General features: G+C 29.6%; 17 protein-coding genes. All 17 read right to left on the bottom strand.

The genetic code is table 11. The features are described from left to right. Position 1: 1 nt before the first annotated feature. The gene (gene fliD, locus KGF48_RS10650; protein ID WP_227839309.1) at positions 2 to 1,525 is read right to left on the bottom strand and encodes a flagellar filament capping protein FliD; all 1,524 of its coding nucleotides are present in this window, start codon (positions 1,523 to 1,525) and stop codon (positions 2 to 4) included. A 22-nt stretch (positions 1,526 to 1,547) separates the two neighbouring features. Then, positions 1,548 to 1,904, bottom strand: a complete 357-nt coding sequence (gene fliS, locus KGF48_RS10645) for a flagellar export chaperone FliS (RefSeq protein ID WP_227839310.1) — start codon at positions 1,902 to 1,904, stop codon at positions 1,548 to 1,550. After that, on the bottom strand, positions 1,904 to 2,299 hold the full coding sequence (gene fliS / locus KGF48_RS10640; protein ID WP_227839311.1) for a flagellar export chaperone FliS: 396 nt from the start codon (positions 2,297 to 2,299) through the stop codon (positions 1,904 to 1,906). The genes fliS (KGF48_RS10645) and fliS (KGF48_RS10640) overlap by 1 nt, the downstream gene beginning before the upstream one ends. Positions 2,300 to 2,320: 21 nt before the next feature. Further along, positions 2,321 to 2,533, bottom strand: coding sequence for a carbon storage regulator CsrA (gene csrA / locus KGF48_RS10635; RefSeq protein WP_095892764.1), 213 nt, complete (start codon positions 2,531 to 2,533; stop codon positions 2,321 to 2,323). Then, positions 2,527 to 2,919: a flagellar assembly protein FliW gene (fliW, locus tag KGF48_RS10630; RefSeq protein WP_227839312.1), complete on the bottom strand. Its 393-nt coding sequence runs from the start codon at positions 2,917 to 2,919 to the stop codon at positions 2,527 to 2,529. Before fliW ends, csrA begins: the two co-directional genes overlap by 7 nt. A 15-nt stretch (positions 2,920 to 2,934) precedes the next feature. Further along, positions 2,935 to 3,867, bottom strand: coding sequence for a flagellar hook-associated protein 3 (locus tag KGF48_RS10625; RefSeq protein WP_227839313.1), 933 nt, complete (start codon positions 3,865 to 3,867; stop codon positions 2,935 to 2,937). An 18-nt stretch (positions 3,868 to 3,885) separates the two neighbouring features. Continuing rightward, positions 3,886 to 5,196 (bottom strand): flagellar hook-associated protein FlgK, encoded by a 1,311-nt coding sequence (gene flgK, locus KGF48_RS10620; RefSeq protein WP_227839314.1) that lies wholly within the window; start codon positions 5,194 to 5,196, stop codon positions 3,886 to 3,888. A 17-nt stretch (positions 5,197 to 5,213) separates the two neighbouring features. Beyond that, a complete protein-coding gene (locus KGF48_RS10615; RefSeq protein ID WP_227868030.1) occupies positions 5,214 to 5,630 on the bottom strand; it encodes a flagellar protein FlgN in 417 nt (138 codons plus the stop codon). 4 nt (positions 5,631 to 5,634) lie between these two features. Then, positions 5,635 to 5,910 carry a flagellar biosynthesis anti-sigma factor FlgM gene (gene flgM, locus KGF48_RS10610; protein WP_227839316.1) on the bottom strand — a complete coding sequence of 92 codons (276 nt, stop codon included), beginning with the start codon at positions 5,908 to 5,910 and terminating at the stop codon, positions 5,635 to 5,637. 151 nt (positions 5,911 to 6,061) lie between these two features. Then, complete coding sequence (locus KGF48_RS10605) at positions 6,062 to 6,376, bottom strand: FliM/FliN family flagellar motor switch protein (RefSeq protein ID WP_227452094.1); 315 nt, start codon at positions 6,374 to 6,376, stop codon at positions 6,062 to 6,064. Between the two features lie 23 nt (positions 6,377 to 6,399). Further along, positions 6,400 to 6,828, bottom strand: a complete 429-nt coding sequence (locus KGF48_RS10600) for a YaaR family protein (RefSeq protein WP_227839317.1) — start codon at positions 6,826 to 6,828, stop codon at positions 6,400 to 6,402. 8 nt (positions 6,829 to 6,836) lie between these two features. Further along, positions 6,837 to 7,505: a lytic transglycosylase domain-containing protein gene (locus KGF48_RS10595; RefSeq protein WP_227839318.1), complete on the bottom strand. Its 669-nt coding sequence runs from the start codon at positions 7,503 to 7,505 to the stop codon at positions 6,837 to 6,839. Between the two features lie 38 nt (positions 7,506 to 7,543). Next, positions 7,544 to 8,527: a dTDP-glucose 4,6-dehydratase gene (gene rfbB, locus KGF48_RS10590; protein ID WP_227839319.1), complete on the bottom strand. Its 984-nt coding sequence runs from the start codon at positions 8,525 to 8,527 to the stop codon at positions 7,544 to 7,546. Positions 8,528 to 8,562: 35 nt separating this feature from the next. Then, the gene (gene rfbC, locus KGF48_RS10585) at positions 8,563 to 9,120 is read right to left on the bottom strand and encodes a dTDP-4-dehydrorhamnose 3,5-epimerase (protein ID WP_227856545.1); all 558 of its coding nucleotides are present in this window, start codon (positions 9,118 to 9,120) and stop codon (positions 8,563 to 8,565) included. A gap of 49 nt (positions 9,121 to 9,169) precedes the next feature. Further along, a complete protein-coding gene (gene rfbA / locus KGF48_RS10580) occupies positions 9,170 to 10,039 on the bottom strand; it encodes a glucose-1-phosphate thymidylyltransferase RfbA (protein ID WP_227839321.1) in 870 nt (289 codons plus the stop codon). Between the two features lie 109 nt (positions 10,040 to 10,148). Then, positions 10,149 to 11,021: a dTDP-4-dehydrorhamnose reductase gene (gene rfbD, locus KGF48_RS10575; RefSeq protein ID WP_227827798.1), complete on the bottom strand. Its 873-nt coding sequence runs from the start codon at positions 11,019 to 11,021 to the stop codon at positions 10,149 to 10,151. 202 nt (positions 11,022 to 11,223) lie between these two features. Further along, complete coding sequence (locus tag KGF48_RS10570; protein WP_227839323.1) at positions 11,224 to 15,030, bottom strand: phosphoribosylformylglycinamidine synthase; 3,807 nt, start codon at positions 15,028 to 15,030, stop codon at positions 11,224 to 11,226. Positions 15,031 to 15,051 lie beyond the last annotated feature (21 nt).

Below are 15,051 nucleotides of genomic sequence, written 5' to 3'. Positions count from 1 at the left end.
ACTAATTACCTTGTGCTTGTGAGAAATAGTTCATTTGAGAATTATATTGATTTAATAAAGACTCCAAAGCTGAATATTTAGCATAAAGTCTTTTCTCTTTATCATTCATTTTGTCAACTAGTCTATTTATATTTCTTTCCTGTTCTGCAATTTGTTTTGAATATACATTTTCACTAGCAGAAGCAGTTTTCTCTATACCTGCTTTTTTAGTCAATTTAGAAACTGAACTTCCAGTATAATCATATACAATATCTTTCAGCTTTTCAAACATTCCTTTATCATCATAATTTGAAGAATAACCCGCTAGTGTCTTGTATACTTTATCACTATCATCTATAAGAGCCTTTGAAAAAGCATCTGCATCAAATGATATTTGACCTTTTTTGTTGTAATTTTCACTTTCATTGATTCCTAGTTTTCTTAAAGTAGTAATATTTTTTCCATCTCCAAAAAATGCAGACCTAATATCTTCAACAAAAGCTCTTAACTCATCATCATTTCTAAGTATACCTTCTTTAGCTTTCTTTTCCCATTTTTCTATTTCTTCAGTTGTCATATCTTCTTTTTGGTCATCTGTAAGAGGCGGATAATCTTTTGGTTTTTTGGTAGTAACTAAACTATAGACCTTGTCCATCAATTTATTATAATCATCCACAAATGCCTTCATATTTTTAGTGGCTTCTTCAGTATCAGTAACAGAAGTCAGCTTTGCAGTTCCTTTTGAATTTACATTATAGTCAATATTATCTATATTAAATGAATTCTGTTCTTTACTTATATGTGTTACTCTTCCATGTTCATCAGTTACATCAGCTTCTAGATTTTTTCCATATACACTTGCCACTTTATTCCCACCAGCATCAGTTGCAAATGTGATACCATTATCATTAGCTATTTGCTGAGCTAAATTGTCATTTCCATTTACTTTTAAATCAATGTTTGATGACGAACCAGTCTGTTTTCTTGAAATAATCAGTTCACCTGTCATCTCACTATAAGAAGCCTTTATATCATTATCTGCACAAAGTGAGTTTATCTTACTTACAATAGTACTTGTAGTATCTTGTTCAGATATTGGTATATTTACGTCTCCTATAGTTAAAGAACTAGCTCCATTAGCATTTGGTGGAAACTGTTGAACAAGAGGAGTACTTGCGTTTAATTTAATAGTCACTTTTGCTGGTTCAGCCATTTGAGAAACTGCAAATTGGTAATTTATTTTATTTGCACCAGCTGAGCCTTTTGCTACTATAATACTTTCATCAGAACTATTTATTCTTGTAGCAGAATATGAGTTTTTATTTATTATACTGTTAGGAGAATCTATATTTAGATACTTAGCATAAAGATCTCTTGATTCTTGTATAACATTTCTATATATTTCTTGTTTCCATTTAACGATTTGTTGAGCCTGTTTTGCTTTATCAACTTTTTCCTTATCTCTAATCATACTAGCTTCTATTATACCTTCCATATCAAAATTTCCTGAAAGGCCTGTAACTCTTATAGGACTTATACTTGACATATATTTATCCCCCCATCCATAATTATACTTCTAATTTACTATAAACTTCATGCCATGTATCTCTAATCTGTTCTACTATTGGCAATATGTCATCAATTATTTTAATATCTTTATTTACATCAGCTCTTATTAATTCAGCTTTTATAAATTCATAAACCTTATACATATCCTTTGCCCATTGTCCTACATTTTGGTCTAATGTAGTCATTAATTCTGTAAATATATTTTGAACTCTCACAAGTTCACTATGTGCTTTCAAATAATCCTTATTTAAAAGTGCTACTCTTGATATATTAGTATATTCTACTGTAGCATCTACAAGCATTAATAGTAGTTCTTCTTTTGATAACTCATTTAGTTTATCTAAATTTAAATCCATTATTTATACCTACTTCTTTCTTCTTTACTTTTTTTATCAGCTTCATGCCATGTATCTTTAATTTGCTCTATTACAGGTAACACATTATCTATTATCTGAATGTCTTTTCTAATATTGGCTCTTGAAAGTTCATATCTTACAAAATCATAAACTTTGTACATATCTTTTGCCCATTGTCCTGCATTTTGGTCCAATGTAACCATTAATTCTGTAAATATATCCTGTACTCTTATAAGCTCTCTATGTGCTCTTTGTGTATTTTTATCTACAATAGCTCTTCTGGCTATTTTTGTATATTTTACTGCCCCATCAACAAGCATAAGCAACAATTGTTCTTTTGATGCCATAAAAACAGCATTTTGCTTATAAGAACTATAAGGGTTTTCTCCATACATATATTACTTCCTCCAAGAATTTTATTTTAATGATTTTAAAATTTTTATATTTTTATTTGTAGCCTTTATATTTTCACTCTTTACTTTCTCATATATTTCTTTTCTTAGTATATTTATATTGTTAGGAGCTGATATGGCTAGTTTGACATTATTTCCATCTACTCCTACAACTTTGACTTCTATGTTCTCTCCTATAAGTACTGCTTCATCTTTTTTCCTTGAAATGACTAGCATCCACCATCACCTCTCAGTAATGGATGCCTTATTGAATATTTCTCATCCTGTAAAATTATTTGCATTCCAAAATTATTTCTTACATTTATTACTATAGGAGCTTTCATGTTCACAGTTGATTCTTCAAGCGTCTGTCCAAGAGTGATTATGTTCAATAACATAATATCATTTGGAGATTTCACTTCTAGTTTTTCAATTGTATCTTGATTTAAGACTATCTCATATTCTTTAATAATTTCAAATGGTGATACAACAATAAATCCTATACAATCTTCCTCAGTAGAATTAAACTCTTTTAAAATATCATTATTTTCTATATCTAAAAGTTCATATTCTCTTAGATTTTCAAATCCTAGTATACCTTTTTTCAATGTAACTTTCATCATATATGCGTTATTTTACTATATGTAATCTAATATAGATACATTAAATAACTTTCCTCCTGTTTGTAGAGAAGCTTGATAAGTTAATTCTGCTGCCTTTAATTGAACAAGCTTTTCTCCATAATCTATCTCTTCATTTTGCGATAAAATATCCTTCAATTGTATCAAACTATCATCATTTTTTTCCTTCATAGCCTCTACTGTATTTGCTTTTGTACCATATATAGACCTAACATTTACTGTATTTTCTATTAGTTGTTCCATGTCACCTAAACAAGTTGTTGTCAGCTCTTTTATAGCATCAGCATCTGGATTTGCTAATTTTTTTGATATATTATTTAACTCTTTAAAGGGGTCAGCCTGTGTTGGGTCAAATCCAAGACTACTCAATTTAACATTATAATCTACACTTATTCCTTGAGCTATATCCATACTCAAAGAGTCATTTAATTTATTAAGATTTAGACTAGAATTAAACTTTAAACTCACTGAACCATCAGCATTATCTATACATTCAACAGGAGGTACACCTGTATTTGAACCTGAAAATATGTATTTTCCTTCATGTGTTGCATTTAAAGCATTTGCAATTTCTTTCATTTTTTCATTAGTTGAGTTGCTAAGAGTCTTTAGTTCATCCTCTGAATATGCACCATCACCACTTGCTACTAAATTTTTCTTTATATCTGACAACAACTTTCCAAGCTGATCTAATGAAGTATCAGTAGTCTCTAACCAACTTGCTGTATCTTTACAATTCTCAACATAAGTCTCCATAGTTTTTATTTCACTTTTTGAGTTCAATATTTTTATTGCTTTATATGGATTATCGGATAGTTTGTTTATTTCTTTTGTTGTATTAACTTGTCTATTAACCTTATCTAATCTTTGTAGATTATCTTGTAGCGAGTTTAGATAACTGCTAGACATCATACCTGTACTAACTCTCATTATAAATTCCCCCTTCTATTAAATTATTCCATTTATTACAACATCCAACAGTTGCACAGCTGTTGACATAACTTTTGCACTAGCTTGATAGGAACGTTGTACTTTTATAAGCTCTGTCATTTCTTCATCCAAAGATACACCAGAAACACTCATTCGTGAGCTATCAATATTATTTATAATTTTACGTTGATTCACTTCATCTTGATTCACCTTTTTAGAATCTAAACCTACTACTTCTGCAAAAGCTTTATAGTGGTCACTTATTGTACTTACTTTTCCACCAACTGCCCCAATATCTATTTTTTCATCTTTTAGCTTAGCAATCTTTGAAGCCTCATCAGCAGTAAGCTTTAATTCATTTGGGTTACTCTTTATAGCTGGATTTACCTTTATGATATCTTCACCAGCTACATTTGACGTTATAAAAAAATCTGTTACTGTTATTCCAGCAGATGTATTATAAACATCATTTATTTGTTTAGCTAATCCATCAGATACGTCTTTTAAATCGCTTTTATATGTATCAATCTTACCATGCATCTCAAACAAGCCTTGTAAGGTTCCTGATACACCTGTTTTCCAAGTTCCATCTGCATTTTTTAATTCATTAAGTTCTAATTTACCATCTGCAAGCATACTTTTAACATCACCATTTTCAAGGTCTAATTTAAAACTTAAGTCATCTAATATTCTATCTCTTTCATCAAGCAAATCATTTGGAGTAGAGCCAGAACCAGATATAACATCAATAGATTTATTCAAATCTTCAAGACTTTTTAACATGTCATTTATCTGTTTTATCTCAGAGTCTATATTATCATCTATATCTCCTTTTAACTTATCAAGTTTCTTATAACTCTCACTTATTAAAGTTGCTAGATTTGATGCATTTTCTACCACTAGACTTTTTTTACTATCACTATTGATATCTTTTGCTAATGATTCCCATCCTTTAAAAAAGTCGTCTATACCTGCAGATATACCATAATCTGATGGTTCATTTATTATAGTTTCTATAGTATTATAATAGTCATACTTTGAAACTGTATTACCATATTTATGAGCTTCTGCTCTAAATTGATAATCATAAAAACTATTTCTAGCCCTTGTTACATTTGTTACATGTACACCTGTACCTAATTGACCTCTTCCAATTGCATTGTTCAAACTAGGCATATACATCGGACTATTTGTGGCAAATTCTGTCCTTTGCCTAGAATAACCTTCTGTATCTAGATTACTTATATTATGAGAAATTGTCTGTATTGATTTTTGATGCGCATTCATTCCTGAATTAGCTGTATTTAAAATGGAAAATAATCCTGCCATATTTCTCCTCCCAATATTTATTTTCTAATATTTCCATAAGAATTATAAGTTGTAATTTGTTTATCAGCTGGTTTTATAAAATTAATCATTTTTTTCATAAAAATAAGTTCTTTCTTTATTAGAGAATCATTTGATTCTTGTTGATTTTTAGCTAAAGCAATAATGTGCTTTAAGTCTGTATATATTTCTTTTAAATATTCATCATTACTATTTTCAACAACTTCACTCATTGAAATATCATCACTAAAAAGTTGTCTTCTCTTTATCTCTATAGATGCAAGTTCTCTACTAATATCTTCTAGCTTAGGATTTAACCTATTTAAATTTTCTATATCTTTTACAACTATATAATCAAATTGTTCTTTTAATAATTCCATCATATTACTAAGTATCTTTTTTTCTTCATATATTATAACTTTTAAGTCTGCAATCATGACTTTATCCTCGCATATCCTCTATCATTTTTTTCGCAATTTCTTCTGGTTTTATTTTGTAAGTTCCATTTTCCAATGCATTTTTTATTTCATCGATTTTTTTATTTCTAATAGTCTCATCACTCATATTTGATACACTTGCCATTTCCTTTGCAAATTTAGATAGCTCTATCTTGTCTGTTTTACTAGTTTTTTGAACCTCTTCCACTTTTTTTACACCTGATGTATTCTTTAAATAATTATTCACTACAATATTTGAACTTACATTTTTAATATCCATAGTTTCACCTCCAAAATTACATACTTATAATTTAGTTATCGCTCAGAAAACAAAAACATTTATATGATTCAAGCATATTTTAAATTTTTTATAAAAATATCCCCTTAGCTAAACTCATACAGAATAGCCTAAAGGGATACTATTTAAAATGCTAATTTATATCTGAATCTTCTATTTTAGATAATCTTACAGATAATTTCTCATTTGTAATAATGCTTTCTCCATAAGCAAACAATCTATCATTTGCATATATATCTAATTTTTCATCCACATTCTTATTTAGTTTTATTATAGAGCCTTCTTTTAAATCTAATATTTTTTTTATTGTTTCTGTTGTGTTTCCTATAGAAACAGCTACGTTTACTTTTGCATTAAAAACATTTTGATTTTCTTCTATAACACCAGTCTTTTCTTCTATTAGTTGCCCAAAATTCAATTCATATATATCCTCTTTTTTGCTATTCATAAAACTTTTCTCCTTGTATAACCTTATCTATACATATCTATCAACAAGCCTTGTATCATATCAACAGTAGAAACAATATCTATGTTTTCTTTTTCTTCACTAAGTAACTTACTAGTCATATCCTCAAGTTTATTGTCAACAATCTTTACATTCTTATAATACTGATGCTCCCAAAAGCTACTATTTTTATCAAGTGAATACATGTTATCTACAACAGATTTTAGGTATTCTTTTACTGCATTTTTATATATACTAATATCGCTATAGTTTTGAGTAAGTACAAGCCTTTCCCCTGCCTTTTTTACACTTTCCAGATTTCGTTTTATATCTTCTATTGAAGAAGATTGTTTTACAGAGTTTAAATTATCAGAAAATTTATTATTTTCTTTCAGTTTCTTAACCTCTATATTTCTACTTGGACTTATGTTTAGTTTATCTATATTTATACCCATAATAAAGCCTACCCTCTATAATATTTCATAACCTTAGGAATATAATTTTGTGTTTCTTTTGGCATTTTATACAAGTCAGAAATTGATTCTACCCCTCTACTTTTCATCCTTCCAGGACCACCATTATATGCCATTAATCCCATTTCTATGCTCCCTCCAAACATATCAATGTATTCCTTAATGTGTCTAGTTCCAGCATCTATATTTTGCTCTATATTAAAAGGGTCTGTAACACCCAAATCTCTGCAATTTTCTGGCATAAGTTGCATAAGACCCTTCGCACCAGCAGAAGATACAGTATTTGGATTAAAATCCGATTCAACTTTAATTATTGCTTTTATAAGATTCGCATCCACATTATATTTATTTGATGCTTGCTCTACAGCATTTTCAATTCTTGACTTTACATTTTTATCTTTTGTATCAACATCTATAAACCTACTAGCTGTATTATTTACTACATTATCAAGCTCGTTAAATAAATTTTCAGAATTAGACAATAAATTATATCCATTAGAAGTCTGTTGATTATTTTGTGACAATCCTTTTAACAATGTCATCATAATCATATCAAATCCAGATGAATTATTATATGTACAGTTACACTGATTTGTAGTGTTGCTACCAGATAATTGAGTCAATGCCAATATATTAATTAATGAACTTATCTCATTCAATATAAAACTCCCCTTTCTAAATTTTATAAACATCCAATCTAAACTGATAGAACAGATTTCCACCAATATTCATGCTCTATATACCATTTAACTGTTTCTTTTATACCTGAATCAAAATCATATTTTGCCTTCCAACCTAACTCATTCTCTATTTTAGATGGATCAATAGCATATCTTAAATCATGACCAGGTCTATCATTTACATAGGATATTAAATCCTCAGATTTACCTAAAAGATTTAATATAGTTTTTACTACTTCTATATTACTTCTTTCATTATGACCACCTATATTATAAACCTCACCTATATTACCTTTATGTATTATTAAGTCTATAGCAGTACAATGGTCGTATACATATAACCAATCTCTTACATTTTCTCCATTACCATACACTGGCAAATCTTTATCTTCTAAGGCATTTAAAATCATAATAGGTATTAATTTTTCAGGGAAATGATATGGTCCATAATTATTTGAACATCTAGATATAGTTGTTGGCAAGCCATATGTTCTATAGTAAGAGTTCACCAATAAATCTGCTGATGCTTTAGAGGCTGAATAAGGAGAACTTGGATTGATAGTAGATTGTTCTGTAAAAAATAAATCCTTTCTATCAATTGGTAAATCACCATAGACTTCATCTGTAGAAATCTGATGATACCTTTTTACTCCATATTTCATAGATGCATCTAGAAGCACTTGAGTTCCTATAATATTTGTTTGGATAAATAATTGTGGATTTTCAACTGACCGATCCACATGAGATTCAGCAGCAAAGTTAACAACCATATCAAATTTTTCTTCTTCAAATAAATTATATACCTGTTCTCTATCTGAAATATCTCCCTTAACAAATTTATAATTGGGCTTGTCTTGTATTTCTCTTAATGTTTCCAAGTTACCAGCATAAGTCAACAAGTCTAGATTAACAATAAAATAATCTACATACTTATTAAGCATATAATGTACAAAATTACTTCCAATAAATCCTGCTCCTCCAGTTATTAGTATTTTTTTCATATTTTTCTCCTAAATGTTAATTCTAATAAATTTTATTAACGTTCTATACAAATATCTTTAAAACTTTTTTGTTTTTTGTCCTTTGCTGATAGGAATAGTTCTTCAATTCCTTGTAAAGGCCACTCAATCGATATTTGCTTATCATTCCATATAAAACCACTCTCAAATTCTGGATAATAATAATTTGTACACTTATAACTAAATACTGCTTTTTCTGATAAAACTAAAAATCCATGTGCAAATCCTTCTGGAATATAAAATTGCTTTTTATTTTTATCAGACAGTATTATTCCTTCCCACGCTCCAAATGTTTGTGAATCTTTTCTTAGGTCAACTGCAACATCGAAAACTTCTCCCTCTGTAACTCTGACTAATTTTCCTTGAGGATATTTAGTTTGAAAATGCATTCCTCTTAAAACACCTTTTCTCGAGCTAGACTCATTATCTTGAATAAAACACATATCAAGACCCTGCTCTATAAAATCCTTCTTATTGTAACTTTCCATAAAATATCCTCTTTCATCACAAAACGCATTTGGTTCGACTATATATAATCCGTCTATTTTTGTCTTTATAAAATTAAATTTTCCCATTATAACAAACTCCCTTAATAAAATTTATAATAAATTTTATTTACCATAATTACATATCTTCACTAGCCAAATTTAATAGATATTGACCATACTCAGTTTTTATCAGTGGTTTGGCTAATTTCATTAATTGTTCTCTACTTATGTATCCTTTTGTATATGCAATCTCTTCTAAACATGCTATGTACAATCCTTGTCTTGTTTGAACCACTTCGACATAGTTAGAAGCATCTAATAGACCTTTATGTGTACCAGTATCAAGCCAAGCCATACCTCTTCCTAGAAGTTCTACCTTTAATTTTCCTCTTCTTAAATATTCATTATTTATCGAAGTTATTTCTAATTCACCTCTATCTGATGGTTCAACAAGCTTTGCTATTTCTACAACATCATTGTCATAAAAGTATAACCCTGGTATAGCATAATTAGATTTAGGTATTTTAGGTTTTTCTTCTATTGATAAAACATTAAAATCTTTATCAAATTCTACAACACCAAACGCATTTGGATTACTAACATGATATCCAAATATAGTTGCTCCAGTTCTTTTAACTGCATTCTCTAATCTTTCACTAAATCCATACCCATAAAATATATTATCACCTAATACAAGAGATACACTATCATTTCCTATAAATTCTTCTCCTATTATAAATGCTTCTGCAATCCCATTTGGTTTCTCCTGAGTTGCATATGTTATTTTAAGTCCTAATGAACTTCCATCTCCAAATAATTCCTCAAATGCTGTTATATCTCTTGGTGTGGATATTATTAGTATATCTTGTATCCCTGCCAACATAAGAACTGACATAGGATAATATATCATTGGTTTATCATATATTGGAAGTGTTTGTTTTGATATACATTTTGTTATAGGATATAGTCTTGTTCCAGACCCTCCTGCTAAAATAATTCCCTTCATATTTATTCCATCCTTAAAATTGTTTTTGTCATATTATGATTATCGGATAAATAAAAGAAATATTTATATTTTATGTAATATCTTATTTTATTTTCTACAATCAGTATATTTATTTCCTATCTATGTCATATACTTTTAGATACTCTTCAATAGACTCTTCCCATACTCTAAACGAATTTAATCCTATTAATTTTAACATAAAATTATCTAGTACAGAGTATTGTGGCCTTTGAACCTTACTTTTAAAATCACTACTTTTAATTGGATTTACTTTTATATCTATATTTTTTAATTCAAATATCTTTTTAGCAAAATCATACCAACTGCATTGCCCTTCACATGTGGCATGATAAACTCCATAATTCTCTGTCTCCATGATTCTTATTATAACCTTTGCTAAGTCTACTGTACTTGTTGGACTTCCAAACTGGTCATTAACCACATTAACTTCTTTGTTTTCTAAAGAAAGTTTTATCATAGTCTTTACAAAATTATTCCCATCACCATATAGCCATGCTGTTCTCAATATAAAGTACTTATGTGAGAATTGTTCCACAAATTTTTCTCCCATAAGTTTACTTTTTCCATACACAGAATTAGGTTCAGTTTTATTATCTTCTCTATATGGATATTTAGAAAAACCATTGAATACATAGTCAGTTGATATATGAACAAGTTTAGCATTAACTCTTTCTGATGCGATTGCTAGACTTCTTGCTCCTAATGCGTTTATTTTATATGCAATTTCTATATTATCTTCACATACATCAACCTTCGTGTATGCTGCACAGTTTATAACTACATCAGGTTTGTTATATAAAATAAAATCATCTACATTAATTTGATTAGATATATCCAAATCATCTCTTGTTGTAGCTAATATAGTATATTTTGGTTGATTCATACTTTGATTGATTGATTTTAATTGGTTGACCAATTCTTTTCCTAATTGGCCATTAGACCCTGTTATTAATATTTTCATTAATTATTTTCATCCTCCAGTAAATATTCAATTCCTCTTAATAATTAATTATAACATAGCTTATATTTTGACTTGCGTAGAATATATTTTTATGTAAGTAAAAAAGAGATGTAATATCAAATGATTATCATCATATTATTACATCTCTCTAAGTCTAAATATTTAAAATATATGTTTTAATTACCAATTAATTATCAGAATCCTATCTAAAATACTTAACTCCAGATTCAAATATCTTTTGGTCTTTTTCACCTATGATATTCTTAAATACTTCCCCACCAATTCTCTCAGAATGTCCCATTTTACCAAACACTCTACCATCAGCACTAGTTATACCTTCAACAGCATAGAATGAACCATTTGGATTAAACTCAATATCATAAGTAGCTTCATTATTAAAATCAACATACTGAGTTGCTACTTGTCCATTAGCAATTAATTCTCTCATAACATCTTCACTAGCAACAAATTTACCTTCTCCATGAGAAATTGCTATATTGTGAATATCTCCAACATTAGTTTGAGCTAACCAAGGAGATTTATTAGATGAAATTCTAGTTCTAGCAATCTTAGCTTGATGACGGCCAATATTATTGTAAGTAAGTGTTGGTGCACTTTCACTTGGAACTCTTATTTCTCCATATGGAACTAAACCTAACTTAATTAACACTTGGAATCCATTACAGATACCTAACATTAGACCATCTTTTTGAGTTAAAAACTCATTTATAGCTTCTTGAACTCTAGGGTTTCTAAATACAGTAGCTATAAATTTACCAGAACCATCTGGCTCATCACCAGCACTAAATCCTCCTGGTAACATTATTATTTGAGAAGATTTTATTTCATTCACTATTGTATCTATAGAATCTTCTATGTCTTTATAAGTTAAATTCTTAAATACTCTTATATTTGCATTAGCCCCTGCTCTTTCAAATGCTCTTGCAGAATCGTATTCACAGTTTGTTCCAGGGAATGCTGGTATAAATACTCTTGGAGTAGCTATACTTAATGATGATTTTTTAGCCTCTCCTTGTGATATATAGCTTATAGTCTCTATTTTTGATTTTACTTCTTCTGTTTTAGTTGGGAATATAGGCTCTAAAGTACTACAATGCGCTTTATATAATTCATCTAATAAAAGTTCTTCGCCTTTAATGAATATACTAGCATCTTTAACTGTACTTCCAAGCACTATGTAATTATATTCATCTAACATGCTCAAATCATCATTTGCTAATTCAAGTACTATATTTCCATAACTAGCTTCAAATAATTTATCATCTGTACATACTTTTTCAGCTTCTTCACTAAACTTAAATCCTATTTTGTTACCAAAAGCCATTTTACTTATTGCTTCTCCCACACCTGCAAATCCTAATGCATATGTTGATAAAACTTTATTTCCATGTATAAGTTCTCTTACTTTATCTAAGTTTTTCTTTAATTCTTCAAAGTCTATAACATCATTTTCTGATTTATTTACACATAACATTACTACTTTTGAATCTGCTTTTTTAAATTCTGGAGATACTACTTTCTTAGCGTCTACTGTATCAACAGCAAATGAAACTAATGTTGGTGGAACTTCAATGTCCTTAAATGTACCAGACATACTGTCTTTCCCACCTATAGCAGGTATCTCAAACTTACTTTGTGCATAAAATGCTCCTAAAAGTGCTGAGAATGGTTTCCCCCATTTTTCTGGATTGTTACCAAGTTTTTCAAAGTATTCTTGGAATGTAAGTCTTGTTGTGCTGTAATTTCCTCCAATAGCAACTAATTTACATACAGATTCTACTACTGCATATAAAGCTCCATGGAATGGACTCCATTTTCCTACTTTTGGATTATATCCATAAGTCATTATTGTAGAAGTATTAGTCTCTCCACCAAGAACTGGTATCTTAGCAACCATACCTTGAGTTGGAGTAGCTTGGTACTTTCCACCAAATGGCATAAGTACTGTATTACCACCAATTGTATTATCAAACATCTCTACTAATCCTTTTTGAGAACAAACGTTAAGGTCTGATAATACTTTTGTAAATTTATCTTTCATACTTGCAGATTTAACATCTTTTACTATTTCATTAGAAGCAAAGAATGTATTTTCTTCATCTACTTTAGCAACATGAACATCAGTAGTTTGTTTTACTCCATTTGTATCCAAAAACTCTCTATTTATATCAACAATTGCCTTTCCATTCCAGAACATTCTTAAATATCCTGTGTCAGTTACTGTAGCTACATGTGTAGCTTCTAAGTTTTCTTCTACAGCTAATTGTATAAATTTATCTTTATTTTCTTTTTTTATAGCTACTGCCATACGCTCTTGTGATTCTGATATTGAAAGTTCTGTTCCATCAAGTCCATCGTATTTTTTAGGAACTAAGTCTAAATTTATATCTAAACTATCAGCAATCTCACCTATAGCAACACAAACTCCTCCTGCTCCAAAGTCATTACATCTTTTTATCATTTGAGCAACTTCTTTATTTCTAAAGAATCTTTGTATTTTTCTTTCGTTAGGAGCATCACCTTTTTGAACTTCCGCACTACAAGTTAATATTGACTCTTCACTATGTTCTTTAGATGAACCAGTTGCACCTCCACAGCCATCTCTTCCTGTTTTTCCTCCAAGAAGAACTATTACATCTCCTGCTTCAGGTCTTTCTCTTACTACATTTTCTTTTGGTGCTGCTGCTATAACCGCACCTATTTCCATTCTCTTTGCAACAAAGTTTTCGTCATATACTTCTGCAACTTGTCCAGTTGTAAGACCTATTTGGTTACCATATGAGCTATATCCATGAGCTGCTTCTGTAGTTATTTTTCTTTGCATAAGCTTTCCAGGTAAAGTGTCCTCTAAAGTTGTTCTTGGGTCAGCACTTCCTGTAACACGCATTGCTTGATAAACATAGCTTCTTCCTGATAATGGGTCTCTTATAGCTCCACCTAAACAAGTAGCTGCTCCACCAAATGGCTCTATTTCAGTTGGATGGTTATGAGTTTCATTTTTAAACATTACTAAATATTTTTCCATCTTTCCATCAACTTCAACATCTACATTTATACTACATGCATTTATTTCTTCACTTTCGTCTAAATCATTTAACTTACCATTTTTCTTTAATTCTTTTACTGCAACTGTAGCTATATCCATTAAGCATATATCTTTGTGTCTGTTTACATATACATTGTCTCTTGAGTTAAGATACATTTGATACGCTTCTTTTACTATATCATTAAACTTACCATCTTCTATTTTTACATTTTCTATTTCAGTCATAAAAGTAGTATGTCTACAATGATCAGACCAATAAGTATCTAAAACTTTTATTTCTGTTATAGTTGGGTTTCTCTTTTCTGCATCTTTAAAGTATTTTTGAACATGTTGTAAGTCTCCTAAAGTCATTGCTAACCCTTTGTCACTTACAAATGATTTTAATCCATCTTCATTTAAATCTATAAATCCATCTAATATTTCAACTGATGTTGGTATCTCAGTTTCCATTTTTAATGTTTCTGGTTTTTCTAAAGATGCTTCTCTACTATCCACTGGATTTATGCAGTAATCTTTTATTTTGCTAAATTCTTCATCAGTTATTTTACCTGATAATATATAAACCTTTGCTGTATTGATAGCAGGTCTTATACCTTGATTTACTATTTGGACACATTGAGCTGCCCAGTCACCCCTTTGGTCATATTGACCAGGTAGGAATTCTATTGCAAATACTCTTTCTCCATTTAATTCTGGTATTTCCTCATAGTATACTACATCTAGATTTGGCTCAGAAAAGATTGTCTTTGCTGCATTTTCGTAAACATCTTCTGATATTCCTTCTACATCATATCTATTTAATATTCTTAAATCTTCTATACTACTTATGTGTAAACTTTCCACTAAATCCTTTTTTAAAGCTTTAGCCTCAAGGTCAAAACCTTCTCTTTTTTCAACTAGTACTCTTCTAACCATTGAGTCTTTATTTTCAGTATTCAACATACCTTATCCTCCATTTTAGAA

This window comes from Clostridioides sp. ZZV15-6388 (genome assembly GCF_020657755.1).
In the GTDB taxonomy this organism is placed as follows: domain Bacteria; phylum Bacillota; class Clostridia; order Peptostreptococcales; family Peptostreptococcaceae; genus Clostridioides.
Note: the sequence above shows the minus strand (reverse complement) of the source record. Positions and strands in the feature narration are given on the sequence as shown.